The following is a 21,511-nucleotide window of genomic DNA, read 5'->3' on the forward strand; positions in this document are numbered from 1 at the left end:
TTCGGTCGCTCAGCGGGGTACCGCCTCAGGGCCGCCAGGCCGGGTCACGGCCGATGAAGGCCATCAGCTTGTCCTGAGCGGACGCGCTCTCGGGGACCGGCACGGCGGAGCCGAACTGCCCGCTGTCGCGCAGCAGCTGCTCGATCGGCTTCATGCCCTCCAGCGCGGCGGCACAACGCTCCTGCCCGAGGTCGGGCTCACGGCCGAGCGCCTTGGCGAGATCCCAGGAGTGCATCCAGACGTCGGCGGTGTAGAACTCGTCGATCGCCTGGTCCACGGGCTTGTCTCCGGTGTGCGGATTGCTGAGGACCCGCCCGGCGGGATCGTCGAGGATGGCCTGGATGTCGGTGACGTGCTGCTTCCAGGCGGCGACCGGATCGGCCTCGACGTCCAGTGCGGGCAGCTCGATCCCGGCGCCGTGCAGGAAGCCGCGGGACCATTCGACGAGGTGCTTCACGACGTCGAGCGCCGTCCACTCGGCGACCGGCGAGGGCCGGGTCCAGTCGCCGGCCGAGGCGGACTCGACCAGCGCGGTGAACCGGGCCGCGTCGTGCGCGTGCCGCTGGGCGGGGGTTGTGGGTGTGGAGGTCATGATCAGGCACCCTTCGCCAGCAGCTCGTCGAGCTTTTCGTAGCCCTCCCTGACTCCGACGTCCATGCCGCTGGACAGGATGCCGTCGCGGGTTTCGAAGTCCTCCACCACGCTCAGCGTCCGCAGTCGCGTACGCCCGCCCTCGAGCTCCTCGAAGGTCAGCGTCTCCAGCGCGACCCCGTCGGGCTGACCTTCGTAGGTGAAGGTCCACACGATCCGCTCGTTCGGCCGCACCTCGTGGAAGCTGCCGTAGAAGGTGGCGATCTCCTCGCCGTCCCGGTCGTTGGCGAAGGCCCATTCGCCGCCCGTGCGGGCGTCCCACCTGGTGACTCTCGTGGTCACCGAGTGCGGCCCGATCCATCGGGCGTAGAGCTCGGGGTCGACGTGGGCGCGGAACACCTGTTCTGGCCTCGCGTCGAACTCCCGGACCAACTCGATCGTCGGAACCCTCTCGTCGGCCTTGATCTCGGTCTCGTGCTTGGTCGTGGTCATGATGCGTCCCTTGTGTCGGTGTGTGTCGGTTCCTCGTCGTCGGCCATCCGGGCCAGCAGGGCGTCGAGGCGGCGATAACGCTCCTCGGCTTCCCGGCGGTAGCGCTCGATCCATTTCGTCATCAGGCCGAACACCTCCGCGTCGAGGTGGACGGGCCGGCGCTGGGCGTCCTTGCTGCGGGTCACGAGCCCGGCCTCCTCCAGCACCTTCACGTGCTTGGAGACGGCCTGGAGGCTCATGTCGTAGGGCTCCGCCAGCTCGCCCACGGTCGCGTCCCCGCCGGCCAGCCGGGCCACCAGGTCGCGCCGGGTCGGGTCGGCCAGTGCCGCGAACGCCCGGTTGAGCCGTTCCGTGCTGTCGTCCACCATGCGTCCTCAACTTGTTGGTTGAATAAGAAGCTAGGCTGCCGGCGGGGCTTTGTCAACCTGTTGGTTGAGAAAGGTGGCGAGTCGTCGCCGTGACTCGCGGCGGCGCGCGGTGGGCGTGGAGCAGCATGGCCGCCGAGAAGCCCGGTGAGCTACCCGGCGGGGTCCCTCTTGCGCGGAAGGCTCGGCGGACAGTCCGCCCGATACAGCACCATTGGGCGATCGTTTCGAAATGTGGCGAATTGAGAGCTTTCTCGCGCGCGTCAGTTCTTTCGATGACGGCCGCATTCGTTCTTCCGGCACGGCCCACGCCGGCCCCGAAGCCGGTCGGCAGCTGCTCGTGGTTCGAACCAGTCGCTCTTGCGTAGCCGTATTGAGACGGCCGGGGTACTTGAGAGGTCAACGTCAGGCGGCCGGCCGGTGCCCCGGCATGGCGGGAGGAGCCTGAGCGTGGCGTCGATGATCCGGCCCGTTCCCGGGCAGAAAACCGCCGGAGCCGACGCCCGGTAGCGGCCGATCGTTGGCGGGGCGGGCTCGACTCGGACACCCCAGAACGATTCGAACCCGAGTTCCTCGGCGTCGAAACCGCAGGTCAATGCCTCCGAGGAAGGAGTTCGGCTGCTGACAAACTTGTGGGCCCGGTGGGACTCGAACCCACACTGGCACGGACCTAAACCGTGTGCCTCTGCCAATTGGGCTACGGGCCCGACGGATGCAGCCTAGCCGCCCGCCTTCGGCGCTCCGCTCGGCGTGCCCGTGAGAAGTGCCCGGTCGGCGTGATCTAGCCTGCTGGCAAGCATGTTGCCGAGGGAGGACACGTGGCTCGCGATCCGGAGACCATCGAACGCGACATCGAGAAGGCCAGGCACGCGCTGGCCTCGACGCTCGACCAGCTCGGTACCAAGGCCAGTCCCAAGCGGCTCGCCGACTCCGCGCGCACGAGCCTGCGGGCGAAGTTCGACGACCCCAAGGTGAAGTTCCCGCTGATCGGCGCCGGCGCGCTGATCGCGGTGCTGCTGGTGCGGAAGCTGATCCGCTGAGTCGGGGACCGGCTCAGCCGGCCGCGCTCGCCGAGCCTGCCGACCCTGGCAGTCCGGCCGCGGTCGTGCGCACGTAGCGCCCGTCCGCTGCCCGCGGCCGGGTCTCCTTCTCTGCCGCGGGCTGCGGGCTCTTGCTGAGCTCCTTGCGCGGCACGTTCCGTTTGCGCGGCTTCGTCTCCTTGGCCGCGGCGTCCTCCTTGGCGGACGACTCCTTCGGCTCCGCAGGCTTGTCCTTCGGCTCCGGCTCGCTCGCCTCGTCCTTGGACTCCGGCTTGGCGGGCTCCTCCGTGCCCGGCTCCGGCCGTGCGAGCCTCGCGGTCATGTACGCCGAGGTGAACTCGAGCGCGCTGCCGTTGAGCAGATGCACCACGGTCGGGGTGCTGCCCTCCGGGGCCAGCTTCTCGACCAGCTGGTCCGCCCGGTCGCGAGCGGCGATGATGCCCGGTGCCCGGTCGTTGAGCTCCTTGCCGAGCCCGGCGACCGTGACCGCCCAGTCGTCGGCTTCCTGCACGTACCGTGCGGTGATCGCTTGCACCACCAGTCCTCACCCCTCCTCGACGGATACGGCTCCACAGTGCAAGACCGCTTCGCCGCCGTCTTATGACGCCAGTTCGTGAACAACCCGATCGGTTGAGTCCCATCAGGCGCGTGTTCAGATTCTGTTACGAAATGATCCACCCAGCAATACGACAATGCGTCAGGAACTACTGAGCGTGAGAACACTCTCAGTATGTCGCCACAATGGGTGACCCGGTGTTCTCAGTCTGTCGATCACCGGCTCGTCAACCGCTGCAAACCGCCCCAGAGCAGGTCCATCGCGTACTCGGTGACGGCCTCGGGCGTCAATTCGTCGTACCGTTCGCACCAGATCGCCAGCCGCTCGCAGCCGCCGACAACGAATTCCGCAGCCGCCTGGACACGCACCGTGTCGGAGTCGTCGAAGTAGCCGCTCATCAACGTCGCGATGAGGTCGGTCTGCTGCTGTCTGGTCGCCTCGATCTCCTCGGCCGCCGAGGTCCCGACCAAGGTGATCTCGTGGCGGACCAGCGACCACGCCTGCTTGCGGTCCCTGATGAATCGGAAGAACGCGCGCAGGCCCGCGCGCATCGCGTCCTCGGCGCCTGCCGCGCCGACCACGGCCTGCTCGGTGACGTGCCGCAGCTCGGCCCTCGCCTCCCTGATGCACGCGAGGAGCAGGCCCTCCTTGGAATTGAAGTACTCGTAGAGCATCGGCTTCGAGACGCCGACCCGTTCCGCGATCTCGTCCATCGACGCGGCGGCGTAGCCCCGCTCGGCGAACACGGCCTCGGCGACCTCGATCATCTGCCGCTCGCGCTGCGCCCTCGGCATGCGTTTGCGCCGGGTGGGGGCCTTTTCGGGCGTGCTCACGACAACGACTCTACCGGAAGTAACCTACTGCTGGTAAGGTGGACTCCGGGTAACAGGAACTGCGGCATGGAGGCACGCATGGGCAACCGCACCGAAGCGGGAGTCGTCATCATCGGCACCGGGTTCTCCGGCCTCGGCATGGCGATCCAGCTCCGCAAGGAAGGCCGCGAGGACTTCGTGATCCTGGAGAAGGCCGACGACGTGGGCGGCACCTGGCGCGACAACACCTATCCAGGCTGCGCCTGCGACATTCAGTCGCACATGTACTCGTTTTCCTTCGAGCAGAACCCGCAGTGGTCCCGCTCGTTCTCTCCGCAGCCCGAGATCCACGACTACATGCGGCGCGTCGCGGAGAAGTACGACCTGTACCGCTTCGTCCGCTTCGGCCAGGAGATGACCGGAGCGCGCTGGGACGCCGACGAGAACCGCTGGCACGTCTCCACCGCCTGCGGCGACGAGTTCGTCGGCCGCTACCTCGTCGCCGGGGTCGGTGCGCTGCACCTCCCGCAGATCCCGGACCTGCCGGGCATCGAGCGGTTCCAGGGTCGAAGCTTCCACTCCGCGCAGTGGGATCACGACTTCGACCTGCGCGGCAAGCGGGTCGCCGTGATCGGCACGGGGGCCAGCGCGGTCCAGTTCGTGCCGCAGATCGCCAAGGACGTCGCCGAGCTGACCCTGTTTCAGCGCACGCCGCCGTGGATCATGCCGAAGCCCGACCACGCCATGCCGGACTGGGCGAAGCAGCTCTTCGCGAAGGTGCCGGGAGCCCAGCGGGCGTACCGCAACCTCCTTTACTGGATGCTCGAGGTGCGCGCCGTCGGCTTCAACGGCAACCCACGTGTCATGAAGCTCGCGCAGAAGCTCGCCAAGCACAACATCGACAAGCACGTCGACGACCCCGAGCTGCGCGCGAAGCTCACCCCCGACTACGTCATGGGCTGCAAGCGGGTGCTGATCTCCAACGACTACTACCCGGCGCTCAACCGGGACAATGTGCACGTGGTGACCGACGGCGTCGCCGAGGTGACCGAGCGCGGCGTGATCGACAAGGCCGGCGTCGAGCACGAGGTCGACGCCATCATCTACGGCACCGGTTTCCACGTCACCGACGCCTTCGACGACCTGGACATCATCGGCGTCGACGGCCGCAACCTCGGCAAACTGTGGTCGACCGAGGGCATGCAGACGCACAAGGGCATCACCGTCACGGGCTTCCCGAACCTGTTCTTCCTGCTCGGGCCCAACACGGGGCTCGGGCACAACTCCGTGGTCTTCATGATCGAGCAGCAGATCCGCTACATCTCCGAGGCGATCCGCTTCGTGGAGTCGCGCGACGCCGAGGCGATCGAGGTCCGCGAGGACGTCCAGGCGCGGTTCAACGACGACATCCAGCGCAAGCTGGAGCGCGGCATCTGGACCCAGGGCGGTTGCAAGAGCTGGTACCTCGACGCGAAAGGCGTCAACCGCACCATCTGGCCGGGCTTCACCTGGCGCTACTGGCTGGAGACGCGGAAGCTCCGCCCGAGCGACTTCGAGCTGACCCGCTAGTGCCCTCCGTCGGAAGTCTGTTGCTTGAGTCGGTGGATCCAGGTTTCCGCTGGCAAGGCGCCGGTTCGTCCTCGTACGGGGCCGTACTTGGGCGGACCGGCAACGCAGCCGGCGGGAAGCTGGGCCGTCGAATTATGTGGCGAACTTCCGGCGGGGGGCACTAGACCCGGGGGCCGGGGGGCTACCGGCCCCCGGGCAGGGAGGGGGCCCCGGGGGCCGGTAGCTGGTCAGTAGCCGGCCGGGAGGCCGGACAGCTTCCGGAGGCGGGCGATCAGGTCCTGGGTCTCCATGCCGCAGAGTTCCGCCATGCGTTCGAGCGCGCTGAACTCGAGCTGGACCTCGGTGCCGCTCGCCTGCTCGAGCCTGCCTCGGGCCCACCGGCGCAGCGGCAGCAGCTCGGGCTGGTCGTCCGCGACCACCTTGGCGAGGTTCAGCCGGACCCTGCCGGGCTCGTCGCCGAACACCCGCCGGTGCACGCGCTCCAGCAGGTTCTGCGGCAGCTCGTCCATGGCGAGGCACAGCTCGACGAGCCGCACCACCGAGCACTGCCGGGTGCCCAGCTCGTACGTCGCGAGCGTCTGCAGCGAGATCTCGCTCTGCAGGCGCTCGTTCAGTTCCTTGCGCGTCCATCCTCGCTTCTTGCGGAGCTTGCGTAGTTCCTCGCCAAGTACTCGCTGGTAGGCGTCCGCGTCGATCAGCACTCCAGGTCCCCTGCCCGCACCGCGTGGGATGCCGTGCGCCGGCTCAGCCGACACAGTGCATGCGTTCTTCACGCGAGTGAAAGCCTTTGAGGTCCCTCGCCTTACGCGGCTTCCGTAGAAAACTTGACAAAAGCCCGCCAACTACCCCGAATGGAGCAGCAAAAGACACCGAATGGGCTCACCCGGATTCGGCGGTCACAGACTGCAGTGAAGGCCACCTTCACTGCGTTGAACGCAGTGAAGGTGGCCTTCACTGCGGCCGGGTGGAGGGGGCCTAGTTCACGCAGGGGACTCCCTGTGCCGTGATGGGTGGCTCCTCGGCGGGCTCCTGCTTGGCCACGGGCGACGCCTGCTGCTGCATGGCGGGCTCGGCCACTCCCTCGGCGGAACCGGACTCGTCCGGCGGCGTGTAGTCGGGAGCCAGCAGGACGCGGACGTGTCCGGCAGGCACGGAGGGATCGGTATCGACCTCGACGTCGCCGCCGAGCGAACCGGCCACCTTCTCGCCTGCCGCCTCCTGTCCCTCGGGCACCTGCACCACGGTGGTCGCACGGGCCGTGGCGTTGCCGACCTCGCCTGCGATGTAGCCCTCGGCCGTGAGCGACTCGGACACGCTGCCCGCCAGGCCGGTGATGCCCGAGGCGTTGAGCACGTCCACGGTGATCTCGTCCGGGGGCGGAGCGGGCGCCTTCTTCTCCTCCGACGGCGGCGGGCCGGAGAGGCCCTGCACGAAGTCGCGCACCTCGTCCGGGTCGACCTGGATGGCCTGCCCGTCGGCGGTGTCGTACTCGGTGTCGACGACGGGGATCGTGCGGAACTCGATCTGGCCGCCGGTGAGACCCCGCATCTGCTCCGCGAAGCCGAGCAGGTCCCAGCCCTGGTTCACGACCACGGACTTCTGGACCGCGCTGACGAGGTCGTTGAGCTTGGCCGGGTCGGCCAGCGTGCCCGCGGAGAGGACCTTGCGGGCCAGTCCGGCCATGAACACCTGCTGGCGCACGACGCGGTCGAGGTCGCCGCGCAACAGCCCGTGCCGCTGCCGGACGAACGCCAGCGCGTCGAAGCCCGAGATCGTCTGCGGGCCCGCCTCGAAGTTCGCGCCCGAGTAGTCGTCGTCGACGGGCTCGTTGAGGCACACGTCCACGCCACCGATGGCCTTGGTGATGTCGTAGAAGCCGAGGAGGTTGATCGAGGCGTAGTTGTCGATCGTGGAGCCGGTGAGGTTCTCGACGGTCTTGATGAGGGTCTTCGCGCCCTCCTGGTTGCTGTCGACCTCGAGCTGCTTCGGGTCGGTGACGCCCTCCTCCTCCAGTTGCGCACGGGCGGCGGCCTTGCCGCGCGCGTACGCGGAGTTGATCTTGTGCTCACCGAAGCCGGGGATGTCCACGTAGGAGTCGCGTGGCAGCGAGATCGCCACGGCCTTGCTGCCGTCGTTGGGGATGTGGACGAAGATGAGAGTGTCGGTGTTCAGTTCGCCGTCGGCGACTCCGGCCCGCAGCTTGGCGAGCATCTCCTCCGACAGCGGGTTGCCCTGCGCGTCCGTGCGGCTGTCCATGCCGACCAGCAGGATGTCGCGGGCGCCGTCGGCCGGGAGCTCGTCGGAGCCGCCCTCGATCACGTCGGCCATCGTGAGGCCGTTTACGAGACCCTGCATCGCGGCCCACGCGTAGCCCGTCAGGCACATCACGAGCGCCGAGACGACCGCGAGCACGATCTTCGGGCCGCGCAACCTGCGGCGCCGGGGCGGCGGCGGAGGCGGAGCCGGCCTGCGGGGGCGCTGAGCGGGCGGACGTCCCTGACCGGCGGCGGCCGTGCGGCGACCCGGCTGCTGCGCCCCCTGTGCCCTGCGCGGGGGTGCCGGCCTGCCGCTGGGGGGCGGCACCGGCCTGCCCCCTCCGGCGCGGTCCTGCCACGGCCTCGCGGGACCACGGCCTCGCGGGGAGTTCCGCGGCGGGTACTCCACGCCAACGGCTCCTTTCGGTCGACAGTTCGATCCGTTGTTGGACGTCCGAGCAAGGACACAGGTTGTCGTAGGGTGGCACACCGGTTCACCGATGTGGTTGGTACCACTCCGGAGTGGGCGCTCCGACTACGTGACGTAACCGCTCGTCGCCCGGGCGGCCCACACCGTAGCCAACGCCGCCGACACGGCCAGCAGCCCCGTGACGCCGTGCACAACGACGCCCAGTGCGAACGTGCTCGGCCCCGCCGTCGCGGACAACAGCGGTGGCACACACGCCAGCGCCGTCAGCAGCCACGTCCGCGGCGCGTTGCTGACACCGGTACGCACCGTGTGCAGCAGCGACATCCCGAGCAGCAGGTGCACGAGGCTCTGGATCGGATCGAGCGGCAACCCGCCGAGCGTGACCTGGCCCGCGCCGCTGAAGCTGCTCAGCGCGAACCCGAACACGCCAAGAGTGGAGTACCCGATCCCGGCGAACGTAGCCGCGTGCGCCAACGCCCGATCGAGTCGTCCTGGCGCCGTCCGCCATGCGGGCAGTGGCGGCGGTCGGTAGCCGAGATGCCGTTCGAACCACCAGAACACGAGCGCGGCGGGCCCGGTGAGCATCGCGACCGCCAGCAGGACCCGCAGGCTGCCCGCCGCCAGGCGCTCCGGCAGGTACACCGCCGCGACGACCAGCAGCATGCCGGAAAGGAAGAGCAGGTAGAGGCTCATCGGCGCGCGGGAGGCGAACCCGGCCGCGCGCAGCACGCCGGGTCTGCCTGCCAGCCTGGCCAGCGGCGCGCGGAGCAACCCGAGCAGGCTGAGCTGCACCAGTCCGAGAGCGAGCACGGGGAGCACGGGGCCGGTCAGCGCCGGCGGGTCGCCGGGCGAGCCGAGCAGGGTGGCCGGGACGCGCCCCGCCACCGCTCCCGCCGCGAGCGCGCCCACTCCGCCGAGCCCTGCCACCGCGAGGAGCCACGGCCTCGGCCTCGGCCGCCCGGCGTGGGCGAACGCCAGCTGCTGGGCGAGCAGCGCGAGCACCACCACGCTCAGGTTGCCGAGCACCGGCGAACCGACCCGGTCCGCGAGCAGCGCCACGCCTACGAGCGCGGCGACGAGGGCGAGTCCCGCCGGTACCGGCCTGCGACGGTGCAGTGCGAGCAGCGCGGGAGCCGCCGCCATGGTCACCACGTAGACGCCGAGCAACCACAGCGGATGGAGCGCGATCCTGACCACGACGTCGGTGGTCGCCTTCGGCACCGCGAGCAGCTCGAGCGCTGTGGGCACCGCGAACGCCACCACGGCGAACACCAGCGTCAGGCGCAGCAGCCAGCTCGCCCGGTGCGCGAGGAACTCGCGGTAGCCGCCGCCGTGCTGGCGGACCGTGAGCCAGCCGGTGAGGTTGGAATGCCCGGCCGCGAAGAAGAACACGAAGGCCAGCTGGGAGAGCCACGTGAACGGCCAGAGCCAGTCCGCGGGCGCGCCAGCCCAGTGGGCGAGCGCGACCGACGCCTCGCCGAGCACGAGCAATGCGACGCTGCCGACACCGAGCAGCGTCCAGCGCCCGCCGGGCACCGGTGCGGGCCTCGGCTCCTGGACGTCGGTCCGGGGCCGGGTGCGCCGCGCGACGAGCCAGCCGCGCAGCCGGAACGAAAGGAGGAAGCCGATCGCCGCGACCCCGGCGAGGATCGGCACGATCGGCTCGCCGACGGGAGGGCCCCAGCGCTGGTGCCAGGAGTTGACCACGAGCCCGGCCGAGTACAGCGACGCGACGCTCTGGCACAGCCGCGGCGAGCCCTTCGGGTTGAGCCCACACGTGGCGTGCATGTCGGCGGAGAGCCGGTCGTCGAGCGCCCTGCGGACCTCCGGGCCCAGCGGATGGCCCTTCTTCTCGGCGTAGCGCAGCAGGTCGTAGCCGAGGTCGTGGGCCCGGCACGGCGTGCCGAAGTCCCAGCGGGTGTCGTCGTCGCCCCACGGCGTCGAGCACCCGCCGTCGACGTGCACGGCCCTGACCGTTCCGTCGCGGGCGGTCGCCTCGCCCGGCACGACGCCGGTGACCTGGGTGAAGTCGGCGGGCAGCAGCGCGAGCGCGCCGGGGTCGGGTCCCGGAGCGAGCAGGGCGTCGATCGCGCGCTGCGCCGACGCCACGTCGCCCTGCGGCGGTCCCTGGTCGGGCGGTGCCTCCGAACGGGACGCCAGGAATCCGAACCCCGTCACCACCAGGACGAGCAAGACGACCCATGCCGACGTCCCGAGGAGGCCCCGCCCGCGTCTGGACGCGGGCGCGACGGTCTCCTCGGCTGCTGCGGTCACGGTTCCCCAGGGTGTCAGCGGCGAGCGGGAGGCGGCATCCGGGTGGCCCCCCGATATGAGCTGTGCAGGTCAGCCTACCCGCCGGAGCCGTCGGCGAAGCGGACTTGGTTGCGCCCGTTCTCCTTCGCCTCGTACACCGCGGCGTCGGCGGCCTGCATCAGTCCCTGCAGCGTGCTCGCGTGCCTCGGGTACACCGCGACGCCGATGGAGGTTGTGCGGTCGGTGACCGTGGTCTGCGCTCCGCGTTTGTCGGTGGTGGCGATCTCCAGCGCGGCGATCGTGTTGCGGACGCGCTCGGCGGCGACCTCCGCCGCGGCCGCGTCTGCGTCGGGCAGCAGCACGAGGAACTCCTCGCCGCCGAACCGGCCGACGATGTCGGCGGGTCGCGTGACCTCGCCGAGTGCCTTCGCGACGGCTCCGAGCACGTCGTCGCCCGCCGGGTGCCCGAACGTGTCGTTGATCCACTTGAAGTGGTCGAGGTCGATCATGAGCATCGCGAGGTTGCCGTCGGCACGGCGCACGCGCGTGAGCGCCCGCTCGGCGGACTCCGACCAGCCGCGCATGTTGAGCAGCCCGGTCTTGGGATCGGTGACGACGTCGTCCTGCAGCTGGTCGAGCTCGGCGAGCCGGTTGAAGAACACGGTCACCACGGCCATGATCGCGACCGACGGCGGCAGGGTGACCACGAGCACGGCGGTGACGGCTCCGAGGCCCGTCGTGATGGCCTCGATGGTGTTGTCGGCCTTGCTGCCCAGCACGTTGCGCAGGGTCGGGTTCGGGTCGCTGAGGGCAAGGATGCCGCCGACGTAGATCAGCTGGACGCCCTCGTACACGGCGGCGGCGACGAGCACGTAGCCGAACTCGCGCAGCGAGCCGAGCGCGGTGATCGTGTGCCAGTCGTGCGCCCCGAGTGAGGCGTAGACGAGCCCGGCGAGCGCCGCGGCCAGACTGTGCGAAATGGACGAGAAGACGAAGTTGTGCGCTGGGCGGCGCGCGGTGAACCAGCGCTGAACGCGGATCAGCACCACGAGCAGGACCGTGAGCGTCGTGGGGAGCACGAGCACCGCCGGGAAGACCCACACGGCGATGAGGTCGATGAGGACGGTCTTCGTCCGGTTGCGCCTGCGTTCCTCCTGGCGCTGGGTGAGCTGGATGTGGACCGTCGCGCCGGCCGCGAGGATCGCGAACCGCAGCCAGTCCGTGCCGGTCGGCGGGTGGGCGCCCGCGAAAGCGACGGCGAAGCCCGCGATCGCCACGAGCTCCATAACGATCAGGAAGACGATGAAGCGTCTCGGCCGCCTCCACAGTGCCCAGTTCCGTGGGCGTAACCGGTGGCGCCGCCGCGCGTGCGCGGGCTCGCCGTCGGCGCTCGCGCCTCCGGCCGGCGGCGCCGGCCCGGTCACGGCGGCGCCGTCGCCCCTGCCGGGCGCACGGTCTCGACCTGGGGCGTCGGGTCCTGGCGGTGGCCGATCGTGAGGCGTGAGCGGCAATCGCCAAACCTCCCCAAGGTGTGCGTTCCGGCGGTTAAGTACCCTCTGCGAAGTCCGCGAGAGAACTGGGCGCTCTCCACAGCGGGTATCATCTCACCGCGCGAGAACTGTCGTGTAGGCGAGGACGCCGACATGTAGTCTCGGGGCGCCCCGTCTTCGGCTCAAAGGGCGATCGGAGGTGTTCTCCCTTGCCTGGCCGTGACTTCTGATCTAGAACAAACACATGTTGGTTGATTGCGCTCTCAATGGGAGGTGTCCCGTGGCCGGCCGTGATTTCTGATCCTGGGCGTTGGTGAACTCGGTGAGCAGTCGAAGTAAAGGAGGTGTTTCCGGTGACCGGTCGTGATTTCTGAGACACGTGGAGTTCGGAAAAATCGTTAGCGGATGTTAAGGAGGCTGGCTGTGGCCGGGCGTGACTTCTGAGCGAGGGCAGTCGGTAGTGGAGAGTCGAGCCGGGATCGCCGGGGAGGTGTACGCAAGTGCGTGGCCGTGATTTCTGAACACTCGTAGTCATTATGAGCACTCACAGTGACAATTTTTCTTAATCGCGTTCGAGGAGGAGCCTCTGATGGCCGGCCGTGACTTCTGATTGCCCCGCAATTCTTCTTTCTCCGTTCGTGCCCCTAGGCAGCGGAACTATCCGGCGTAGCTACGGACGCGCGCCCACGAAAGCGCGACCGGCACGGTGAAAACAACTCCCAGTACGCCGGCGAGAGCGATAGCGGTAGTCGCGGAGCCCACCCATTCCGCGAGTACGCCGCCCATCGCCACACCAAGGCCCTGTGCTACCCGCAGCCCGGTGCGGTACAGCCCTCCCGCTCCTCCGCGCAGTTCGTTGGGAACCCACGTGATGAACGTGGCGCCGACGGTGATGATGTAGGCGCCCGCCGCGCCCGCGAGCGCCAGCAGGACCAGCGCGAGCACCAGTCCTGGCTCGAGGGAGAACGCGACGAGCACGCCCGCCGCGGCGATCGCCAGCACACCGACGTAGCGCTGCCGGTTCTCGGCGGAGACGAAGCGCGACAGCGCGAAGGCGCCGAGAATGAACCCGACGGGGTCGGCCGCGAGCAGCCAGCCGACCGCCTGCTCGCCCGCGCCGATCTGGTGGGCCAGTGGCGCGGCGAGACCTTCGGGTACGACGGCGAGCCCGACGAGCCACGAGAACGCGAGCAGCACCCGCAGCCTGCGCTGCCCGAACACCCACCGGGCGGCGCCGAACCACGGATCGTCCGGGTCGCCGGCCGCGGGCCGCGCGCGCACCTGCCATCGCACGACGGCCGCCGCGACGGCGAACGTCAGCGCGTCGATCGCGAGCGCCCACGACGGGCCGAGTGCGGTCACGAGCACGCCACCGGCGCCGAGGCCGACGAGCATCGCGACGTTGGTGGTGATGCCACGCAGGTCCTGGCTGCGCAGGTAGACCTCGTCGTCGTCGAAGATCTCCCTCGTGAGCGCGTTCTGCGCGGCGTTGACCGGTGCGCCGGCCAGCCGCACGCCCACGACGAGCACGCACAGCAGGGCGAGCGGGGTGCCGGGGATCGCCATGGCTCCCACGAGCACGGCCTGGATCAGCGCGCACACGACCAGCACGGTCCTGCGGGGGAACCGGTCCGCGAGCTGGGAGAGCCCGAGCCCGCCCGCGAGCGCTGGCAGGAAGGTGAGGGCGTAGACCACCGCGGCCCACAGGGCCGAACCGGTGCGGCCGTAGACCACGATGGCGAGCGCGACCGTGGTGAGGTGGTCGCCGGCCACCGACTGCGCCTCGGCGAGCCACAGCGCGCGAAACTCCGGGTTGCGGATCGCGACGTTCATCCGTGGCGCCGTGCTGGTACCCACCCTCGTCACCCTGTACTGACTCGATTACCCCGTGCAACACACACGACAACGTTAAGTTCTACCCCCGTGACGGGGAGACGAACAGTGAACGTCGCCCGGATGGGACTAACGGCGCTCTCCTTTCGGCCATCTGTCCGAGGCCAAACGTACGGGGGCCACCCGGTTGCCTCTACGTCCGCCCGGCCGATCGCCGGTGCCGTGCGGAGCAGCCCGGCAGTATGCCGGGACCGATCACCGATCACTCGTTCGGCGCAGTGTGGCGGCCGTTCGGCGAGCTCGGCGGGCCGGGAAGGCGACTCTGCCGAAGACTGAGGGTGACGCTGGCTGCACGGGTGGACCGAGCGCGAGTCGGTGCCGGCGGGTGGGAGAAGAGACGATGAACGAGCTGCTGAGCGGCAAATCGGTGGTTGTGACCGGTGCGGGAAGGGGCCTGGGGGAGGCCTTCGCCGTGCACGCCGCGCAGGCGGGCGCCGCGGTCGTCGTGAACGACATCGACGTGGGACGGGCCGAGGCGACCGCGGCGAACATCAGGGCGCACGGCGGCCTGGCGGTCGCAAGCGGGCACAGTGTCGCCGACCCGGAACAGGCGAGGGCGATCATCGAGCTGTGCGAGGCGGAGTTCGGCCGGATCGACGGACTGGTGAACAACGCCGGGGTGAACTACGAGGCGCTGCCGTGGCAGGACGACCCGGCGCAGATCCGCGAGCTGATCGAGACCAACGTCCTCGGCGTGATCTACACGGGGACGGCCGCGGCGGAGGCGATGATGCGCCACGGCGGCGGCTCGATCGTCAACATCTCGTCGGGGGCGTCGCTGGGGCAGCGCAAGCTCGCGACCTACGCGGCGAGCAAGGGCGCGGTGGCGTCGCTGACGTACTCGTGGGCGCTCGACATGGAGGACGTCGGCATTCGCGTCAACGCCGTCTGCCCGCTCGCCCACACGCGCATGGTGTGGAAGTCGGAGCGGTCACTGCGCAACTGCCCGCCGGACCGCACGCCTGCGCGGATCGCTCCGGTGGTGCTGTTCCTGCTCGGCGACGGCTCCCACGGCATCACGGGGCAGCTGATCCGGTGCAACGGCCCGCAGCTGCACATCGTCGGCCAGCCGTATCTCAAGGCGCCGATCCTGGAACGGCAGGTGTGGGACTCCGACAGCGTGCAGCGCGCGTTCGACGAGGTCTTCAGCGCTCACCTGGAGCCGTACGGCCTGGAGAAGCGTGTGCCCCCGCGCCTGCGCAAGTGGACCGAGGGCCCCTCGACCCCCCTCCGCAGCGCCTGACCTGACTGCCCCCAAGGCCACCTTTGTTGCGTTCAACGCAACAAAGGTGGCCTTGGGGGCCGGTGGCGTCAGTCTGCGTAGAGGGCGGCGATGTCGGGTTCGTACCGCTCGGCGATGACGCGGCGCTTGAGCTTCAGCGTCGGCGTCAACTCGCCGCTCTCCGGGGTCCACGCCTTCGCCAGCAGCTGGTACCGCTTGATCTGCTCGACCTTGGCGAGCCGCTCGTTGGCCGCCTCGACGGCGCGGTCGATCTCGGCTCGCACGTCGGGGTGGCCGGCCAGCGCGGCCACGCCGGTGTCCTCGATGCCGCGCGCCGCCGCCCACGCGGGAGCGATCTCGTCGTCGAGCACGATCAGCGCGGTGACGTACGGCTTGCCGTCGCCGATCGCCACCGCCTGCCCGATGAGCTGGTGCTCCTTCAGCAGGCCCTCGATCCGGCTCGGTGCGATGTTCTTGCCGCCCGCCGTGATGATCAGTTCCTTCTTGCGGTCGGTGATCGTGACGAACCCTTCGGAGTCGATCGTGCCGATGTCGCCGGTCGCGAACCACCCTTCGGCGTCGGTCGCCGGCTCGATCGACCCGTCCTCCTGCAAGTAGCCGAGGAAGACGATCGGGCCGCGGACGAACAACTCGCCGTCCTCGCCCGTGCGCACCTCGACGTCGGCGAGCGGCCTGCCGACCGTCCCCGCCTTGAAGGCGCCCGCGGTGTTGGACGTGACGGCGCCGGTGGTTTCCGAGAGCCCCCACACCTCCTGGATCTCGACGCCGAGGCCCGCGATGAAGTAGAGGACCTCCACCGGGAGCGCCGCGGCGCCGCTGGAGGCCAGCGCGAGCTTGTCGAGGCCGAGCAGCTGACGCACCGGTGCGAGCACGGTCTCGTCGGTCTCGGCGATGCGGGCGGCGAGGTCGGCGGGCACCTCCTTGCCTGCGCTGCGCAGTTTGTAGCCCTCCTGCAGCAGTTCGTTGGCCTGCAACAGCGCGGTCCGCCGCTCCTCGGGCACGCCGCCGAGCATGTTCTTGAGGCCGGCGACCATCTTCTCCCACACGCGCGGCACGCCGAACAGGACGTCGGGCCGCACCCGGCCGAGCGCGGGGACGAGACCTTTCGCGTCGGCGAGCGTGTGCACGTGCCCCGCGTAGACGATCGGCAGGTAGATCGACAGCTCGCGCTCGGCGATGTGCGCCAGCGGCAGGTAGGCGATGTTCTTCAGGTGCATCTGGTTGTCGTGCAGCGAATGGATCGCGAGCGCCTCGTGGATCGCGTTGCGGTGGGAGAGCACCACACCCTTCGGCACGCCCGTGGTGCCGGAGGTGTAGATCATCGACAGCGGGTCGTCGGGCTTGATCTCGTCGGTCGCCTGCTCGAACGCCTGGGGTTCCCGCGCGTGCCTGGCGGCGCCGCGCTCGCGCAGGTCGGCGAAACTGAGGAAGCGGTCGTCGCCGCGCGGGAGGTCAACGGGGTCGAGCAGGACGACGTGTTCCAGGTTGGGCAATTGGTCGAGCACCGGAAGCCAGCGGTCCAGCTCCTCGCGCCCGGCGAGCACCGCGATCGGCGCCGCGCTGTGATTGACGACGAAGGCGATCTGCTCGCTGCTCAGCGTCGAGTACGCGGTGCACGGGATGGCCGCGATGTTGGTGGCCGCGAGGTCGGCGATGAGGTGCTCGGGGCGGCTCGGCGCCATGATGATCAGCCGCTGGCCCGCGCGCAGGCCGAGGTCGGTGAACCCGGCGGCGATCGAGGCCACCTCCTCGCGCAGCTGTCCCCACGTCAGCGTCGGCGTTCCCTCCGCGTCCAGTGACGTGAGCGCCGGCAGGTCGGCGAACTCGGTTGCGTTGCGGCGCAACAGAACGGGGATCGTGAGGGTGTCGGTCTGCCTGGCGACCGAAGTCTGGTTGGACGGCAACGGATGTCTCCTCGTCTCGCCGGTCGAGAGGCGCCCAGCCTATGTGTTCGACGTCACTCAGGGAACCATGATCGTTCATCTCGCCGGTGTTGCGGCCCGGGCGCCCGGGTACGCGGGTGGGATGAGCAGGGAGCCAGAGCGCGTCGCCAAGCGGCTGCTGGACGTGGCGGGGAGGACCTACGCGAGCGAGGCGGGCATCAAGCTCGCGGACACCCCGGCCCCGCTGTACCGGCTGCTGGTGCTCTCCGTGCTGCTGTCCACCCGCATCAAGGCCGACCTCGCCGTCGCCGCCGCGCGCGAGCTGGTCAAGGCGGGCGCGGGGACGCCGAGGAGGATGTTGGACACGTCGTGGCAGGAGCGGGTGGACGCGCTCGGCCGCGCGCACTACGTCCGCTACGACGAGAGCACGGCCACCGCGCTCGGAGAGGGTGCGCGGCTGTTGCTCGACGAGTACCGGGGCGACCTGCGGCGGTTACGGGAGCGGGCGTCCGGCGATGTTGGCGAACTGCGCAACTTGCTGTGCGAACTGCCCAGGCTCGGTGCCGTCGGCGCCGACATCTTCTGCCGCGAGGCCCAGCAGGTGTGGCCCGAGCTGCGCCCGTACCTCGACCGCAAGGCGACGTCCGGTGCTGGGCGGGTCGGCCTGCCCGAGAACGCCTCCGAGCTGGCGAAACTCGTGCCGGACGACGACCTCGCACGGTTCTCGGCCGCGCTGGTGCGGGTCAGCCTCGACAAGAGGCTGGCCGACCAGGTGACCAAGGACTAGTTGCGCAGTATTTCCAACTTTTTCCTCCAAGGTGCTTGTTCTGAGCGACTACTTCGGGGCATGATGACGGCTCCGTTCAACGCCAAGGAGGATCACCGTGGATCTTCAGCTGCTGGCTGCGCTCGTACTGGGGATCGGCGCCATCGTGCTGATCGTGCTGCGCACCCGGCTGGACGCTTTCGTCGCGCTGCTCATCGCGGCGCTGCTCACCGGGTTCGTCGCGGGCGCGCCGGTGACGGACATCCTGGGGTCGATCACCGACGGGTTCGGCTCGACGATGGGGGCCATCGGCATCGTCATCGGCCTCGGGGTGGGGGTCGGCAAGATCCTGGAGGTCTCCGGCGCGGCCGACGCGCTGGCCAGGGCCTTCGTGCGGGCGCTCGGCAGGGGCCGGGAGCCGTGGGCGATGGCGGGCACGGGCGCGCTCGTGTCGATCCCGGTGTTCTGCGACTCCGGCTACGTGATCATGAACCCGCTCGCGCGCTCGATCGCGCGGCGCAAGCGGGCGGGGTACGTGACGCTGGCCCTCGCGCTCGGCTGCGGGATGACGCTCACCCACCACCTCGTGCCGCCGACACCCGGTCCGCTCGGCGTCGCGGGCATCCTCGGCGCCGACGTGGGCGGCATGATCCTCGCCGGAGTGATCTTCTCCGTCGTGCTGCTGCCGTTGTTGGTGTTCTACGCGAAGTGGATGGGGCCGCGGCTCGAGGAGCACGTGCTGCCGAACGTCAAGGCCGAGGTCTACGGCTCTGCCACCTCGCGCAGCGCCGTGGTCACGGGCGGGTCCGCGGGCGACGGCGGCACCGGTGAGAGCGAGGACGGCGAGAGGGAGGACGGCGAGGAGCCCGCGCCGAAGCGCATGTCCGCGTGGCTGGCAGCCCTGCCCCTGCTCGTCCCGCTGCTGCTGATCGTGGCCAACACCGTCACCGAGGCGGTCGACCGCAGTGCCAAGGGCGTGCTCAGCGGTGACGACTACGAGCCGTCAAGCGTCGCCGCCGTGCTGTCGTTCGTCGGCAGCCCCGTGGTGGCGCTGCTGATCGGGCTCGTGCTCGCGGTCTACGTCCTGCTGCCGCGGGTGACGACGCGGAACCAGGTGGCTGGCTGGCTCTCGCAGGCGGCGTCGTCGGCGGGGCTCATCATCCTCATCACCGGTGCGGGTGGAGCGTTCGGCCAGGTCCTGCGCGACACCGGGGTCGGCGACGCGCTGGCGGAGACCATCGCGTCGTGGAGCCTGCCCGGCGTGCTCGTGCCGTTCCTGATCGCCACACTGGTGCGGCTCGCGCAGGGCTCCGGCACCGTCGCGATGATCACGGCGGCGTCGGTCACGGCTCCGCTCGTGGCCGGGCTCGGGGTGTCGCCGCTGGCCGCCGCCATCGCCTGCTGCGCGGGTTCGATGGTGTTCAGTTACTTCAACGACTCGTATTTCTGGGTCGTCACGCGGTTCACTGGTCTCGACGGCGCGGCGGCGATCCGCGGCTGGTCCGGCATCACCACCGCGGTGTGGCTCGGTTCGCTGCCGCTGGTCCTGCTCGCAGGGGCGGTGTTGTGAACGCGGTGAAGGCCCACGTGCTGGTGATCGGCGACGATCTCACCGGCAGCAACGCGACCGGTGCCCGGTTCGCGCGCGCCGGCCTGCGCACGGTGTCGGTGAGCGGCGTCGAGCGGGTGCCGTGCGCCGAGGGCGCCGACGTGGTGGTGCTCAACCTCGGCACGCGGCAGTACCCCGCCGACCGGGCCAGGGAGCTCGTGCGCGAGGCCGTCGGCGCGGTGACGCCGGTGGACTTCATCGCCAAGCGCGTGGACACCACCCTGCGCGGCAACGTGGGCGCCGAGGTCGACGCGCTGCTCGGCGTGCTGGAGCCGGGCACGCGAGCGCTCGTGGTGCCGGCCTTCCCCGACGCAGGCCGCACGACGGTCGGCGGACTGCACCTGGTCGACGGTGTTCCGCTCGCCGAGACCTCCGCCGCCCGCGACCCGCTCACCCCGGTCAGGGCCTCCCGCGTCGCGACGATCCTGCGCCAGGGCACCGACCTGCCGATCGCCGAGCTCCCGCTCGACGTCGTCGAGTCCGGTGTGGACACTCTTGCCGGCGAACTCGCGGCCACCGAAGCGCCGCTCGTCGTGTGCGACGCCACCACCAACGCGCACCTCGGCATCATCGCCGAGGCGGCGGCGAAACTCCAGCAACAGCTCGGGACCCGGTGGGTTTCCGTCGACAGTGGACCCTTCGCCGTGCAGCTGACGGCAGCGCTCGGCATCGGTCCCGGCGTGCACGAGCTGCCTCCGGTGCTCGCGGTGGTCGCGAGCATCACCGGCACCACCCAGGAGCAGGTGCTCGAGCTCGAGCAGGTGCTGCGTGCCCGGTTCGTGGACGTGGCGCTCGACGGGCTCGACGCCCGTGCCATCGCCGACCGCGTCGCCGCGCTGCTGCGGCCGGGCGTGCGGGTGGCCGGAATCCGCACGTCCCAGCCCGCTCCTGGCGAGCTGATCGACCCGGCGACCGCGGAACGCATTCCCAGGGTGCTCGCCGAGGCCGTCTCGATCCTGCTCACCGAGCATCGCTTCGGCGGCCTCTACGCGACGGGCGGCGACATGGCCGAGGCCACCACGGCCGCGCTCGCCAGCGACGGCTTCGCCATCGACGCCGAGGTGCTGCCGCTCGCCGTCGCGGGCAGGCTCGTCGGGGGGCCGCACGACGGCCTGCCTTTCGCCACGAAGGGCGGGCTGATCGGCGGCCGCGACGCCGCGCTCGCCTGCGTCGAGCACCTGATCAGCGTCAGCGCACAACGAGAGAGAGGAACCGCGCAGTGACCGCAGCCAGTACCGACCGTCCCATCCTCGCCATCACCCTCGGTGATCCGGTGGGCATCGGCCCGGAGATCACCGCACGCACGCTCGCCGGCAAGGAGGCGACCGAGCAGGCCCGCCCGCTGGCGGTGGGCGACGCGGCCGTGCTGCGGAGGGCGATCGGCGTCTGCGGGCTCGACGTGGAGGTCAACGCGATCTCGTCGGTGTCGCAGGCTCGGTTCACGCCCGGCGTGATCGACGTGCTCGACCTCGGCATCGCGCCAACCGACCTGCCGTGGGGCAAGGTCGACGGCACGGCGGGCCGTTCGGCCGTGGCCGCGATCGAGACCGCGACCAAGGCCGCGCTCGCGGGCGAGGTCGACGCCGTGGTGACCTCGCCGATCAACAAGGAGGCCATCTGGGCCGCCGGGTCGAAGCACCTGGGGCACACGGAGATGCTCGGCGAGCTGACCGGGTCGGAACGCTTCAACACGATGTTCTGGGTGCGCGGCCTGAAGATCTTCTTCGCCACGCGGCACCTCTCGCTGCGAGAAGCGCTCGACCGGATCACCAAGCCGAACATCGAGCACTCGATCCGCGAGGCGTACACGGCGCTGGAGGTGTTCGGCACCAGCGAGCCGAAGCTCGCCGTCGCCGCGCTCAACCCGCACGGCGGGGAGAACGGCAAGTTCGGTGACGAGGAGATCGTCGCGATCGCGCCCGCCGTGGAGGCCGCGCGGGAGGCCGGTCTCGACGTCGTGGGGCCGATTCCCGCCGACTCGGTGTTCCACCAGGGCCTGGAGGGCCGCTTCGACGGCGTGCTCTCGCTCTACCACGACCAGGGGCACATCGCGTCGAAGACGGTGGACTTCCACGGGACGGTGTCGGTGACGGTCGGGCTGCCGATCCTTCGGACGTCGGTCGACCACGGCACGGCGTTCGACATCGCGGGCACCGGGCAGGCCGACGCGGGCACGATGCGCGCGGCGTTCCGCGCGGCCGTCGAGCTGGCGCCGTTCGCGGGCAAACTGCGGGACGTCTACCCGCCGACGGCGTCGTAGAGTT

18 protein-coding genes and 1 tRNA gene are annotated in these 21,511 nt (G+C 70.1%); 7 read left to right on the top strand and 12 right to left on the bottom strand.

Annotated features, from left to right (window positions below):
- Positions 1 to 25: 25 nt before the first annotated feature.
- The 4 genes from DI005_RS27815 to DI005_RS27830 form a co-directional block, all read right to left on the bottom strand.
- Entirely contained in the window at positions 26 to 592 is a 567-nt protein-coding gene (locus tag DI005_RS27815; RefSeq protein WP_112271264.1) for a TIGR03086 family metal-binding protein, read from the bottom strand.
- Between the two features lie 2 nt (positions 593 to 594).
- Positions 595 to 1,083: an SRPBCC family protein gene (locus tag DI005_RS27820; protein WP_112271266.1), complete on the bottom strand. Its 489-nt coding sequence runs from the start codon at positions 1,081 to 1,083 to the stop codon at positions 595 to 597.
- Positions 1,080 to 1,448, bottom strand: a complete 369-nt coding sequence (locus DI005_RS27825) for a helix-turn-helix transcriptional regulator (RefSeq protein WP_112271355.1) — start codon at positions 1,446 to 1,448, stop codon at positions 1,080 to 1,082. The genes DI005_RS27820 and DI005_RS27825 overlap by 4 nt, the downstream gene beginning before the upstream one ends.
- Before the next feature lie 633 nt (positions 1,449 to 2,081).
- Positions 2,082 to 2,155 (bottom strand) — tRNA-Leu (locus DI005_RS27830).
- A gap of 111 nt (positions 2,156 to 2,266) precedes the next feature.
- On the opposite strand from DI005_RS27830, the gene DI005_RS27835 reads away from it, so the two are divergent.
- Positions 2,267 to 2,488, top strand: coding sequence for a DUF3618 domain-containing protein (locus DI005_RS27835; RefSeq protein ID WP_110337984.1), 222 nt, complete (start codon positions 2,267 to 2,269; stop codon positions 2,486 to 2,488).
- Positions 2,489 to 2,501: 13 nt separating this feature from the next.
- On the opposite strand, the gene DI005_RS39220 is transcribed toward DI005_RS27835, so the two are convergent.
- Positions 2,502 to 3,026: a hypothetical protein gene (locus DI005_RS39220; RefSeq protein ID WP_228714130.1), complete on the bottom strand. Its 525-nt coding sequence runs from the start codon at positions 3,024 to 3,026 to the stop codon at positions 2,502 to 2,504.
- A 233-nt stretch (positions 3,027 to 3,259) separates the two neighbouring features.
- Positions 3,260 to 3,838, bottom strand: coding sequence for a TetR/AcrR family transcriptional regulator (locus DI005_RS27845; protein ID WP_112273149.1), 579 nt, complete (start codon positions 3,836 to 3,838; stop codon positions 3,260 to 3,262).
- A gap of 117 nt (positions 3,839 to 3,955) precedes the next feature.
- Here DI005_RS27845 and DI005_RS27850 point away from each other — a divergent pair, with 117 nt between their 5' ends.
- The gene (locus tag DI005_RS27850) at positions 3,956 to 5,425 is read left to right on the top strand and encodes an NAD(P)/FAD-dependent oxidoreductase (RefSeq protein ID WP_113644133.1); all 1,470 of its coding nucleotides are present in this window, start codon (positions 3,956 to 3,958) and stop codon (positions 5,423 to 5,425) included.
- Positions 5,426 to 5,652: 227 nt separating this feature from the next.
- On the opposite strand, the gene DI005_RS27855 is transcribed toward DI005_RS27850, so the two are convergent.
- From DI005_RS27855 to DI005_RS27875, 5 genes are all read right to left on the bottom strand, one after another.
- The gene (locus DI005_RS27855; protein WP_113644110.1) at positions 5,653 to 6,126 is read right to left on the bottom strand and encodes a helix-turn-helix transcriptional regulator; all 474 of its coding nucleotides are present in this window, start codon (positions 6,124 to 6,126) and stop codon (positions 5,653 to 5,655) included.
- A gap of 274 nt (positions 6,127 to 6,400) precedes the next feature.
- Complete coding sequence (locus tag DI005_RS27860) at positions 6,401 to 8,089, bottom strand: LCP family protein (RefSeq protein WP_199543263.1); 1,689 nt, start codon at positions 8,087 to 8,089, stop codon at positions 6,401 to 6,403.
- 126 nt (positions 8,090 to 8,215) lie between these two features.
- Positions 8,216 to 10,384 carry a phospholipase A2 gene (locus tag DI005_RS27865; RefSeq protein ID WP_233520335.1) on the bottom strand — a complete coding sequence of 723 codons (2,169 nt, stop codon included), beginning with the start codon at positions 10,382 to 10,384 and terminating at the stop codon, positions 8,216 to 8,218.
- Between the two features lie 74 nt (positions 10,385 to 10,458).
- On the bottom strand, positions 10,459 to 11,649 hold the full coding sequence (locus DI005_RS27870; protein WP_112273146.1) for a diguanylate cyclase: 1,191 nt from the start codon (positions 11,647 to 11,649) through the stop codon (positions 10,459 to 10,461).
- An 861-nt stretch (positions 11,650 to 12,510) separates the two neighbouring features.
- On the bottom strand, positions 12,511 to 13,686 hold the full coding sequence (locus tag DI005_RS27875; protein WP_112273144.1) for an MFS transporter: 1,176 nt from the start codon (positions 13,684 to 13,686) through the stop codon (positions 12,511 to 12,513).
- Positions 13,687 to 14,086: 400 nt separating this feature from the next.
- Here DI005_RS27875 and DI005_RS27880 point away from each other — a divergent pair, with 400 nt between their 5' ends.
- Positions 14,087 to 14,989, top strand: coding sequence for an SDR family NAD(P)-dependent oxidoreductase (locus DI005_RS27880; protein WP_113644111.1), 903 nt, complete (start codon positions 14,087 to 14,089; stop codon positions 14,987 to 14,989).
- A 68-nt stretch (positions 14,990 to 15,057) separates the two neighbouring features.
- Here DI005_RS27880 and DI005_RS27885 read toward each other — a convergent pair whose 3' ends face one another.
- The gene (locus tag DI005_RS27885; protein ID WP_113644112.1) at positions 15,058 to 16,893 is read right to left on the bottom strand and encodes a long-chain fatty acid--CoA ligase; all 1,836 of its coding nucleotides are present in this window, start codon (positions 16,891 to 16,893) and stop codon (positions 15,058 to 15,060) included.
- 121 nt (positions 16,894 to 17,014) lie between these two features.
- Between DI005_RS27885 and DI005_RS27890 the strand changes: the two genes are divergently transcribed.
- The 4 genes from DI005_RS27890 to pdxA all read left to right on the top strand — a co-directional run bounded on the left by DI005_RS27890 (position 17,015) and on the right by pdxA (position 21,507).
- Entirely contained in the window at positions 17,015 to 17,659 is a 645-nt protein-coding gene (locus tag DI005_RS27890; RefSeq protein WP_113644135.1) for an endonuclease, read from the top strand.
- Positions 17,660 to 17,756: 97 nt separating this feature from the next.
- Complete coding sequence (locus tag DI005_RS27895) at positions 17,757 to 19,208, top strand: GntP family permease (RefSeq protein WP_199543264.1); 1,452 nt, start codon at positions 17,757 to 17,759, stop codon at positions 19,206 to 19,208.
- Entirely contained in the window at positions 19,205 to 20,470 is a 1,266-nt protein-coding gene (locus DI005_RS27900; RefSeq protein ID WP_233520336.1) for a four-carbon acid sugar kinase family protein, read from the top strand. Before DI005_RS27895 ends, DI005_RS27900 begins: the two co-directional genes overlap by 4 nt.
- Positions 20,467 to 21,507: a 4-hydroxythreonine-4-phosphate dehydrogenase PdxA gene (gene pdxA, locus DI005_RS27905; protein WP_113644113.1), complete on the top strand. Its 1,041-nt coding sequence runs from the start codon at positions 20,467 to 20,469 to the stop codon at positions 21,505 to 21,507. Before DI005_RS27900 ends, pdxA begins: the two co-directional genes overlap by 4 nt.
- The last annotated feature ends 4 nt before the right edge of the window (positions 21,508 to 21,511 follow it).

The organism is Prauserella sp. PE36, from assembly GCF_003311655.1.
Classification (GTDB): domain Bacteria; phylum Actinomycetota; class Actinomycetes; order Mycobacteriales; family Pseudonocardiaceae; genus Prauserella_A; species Prauserella_A endophytica.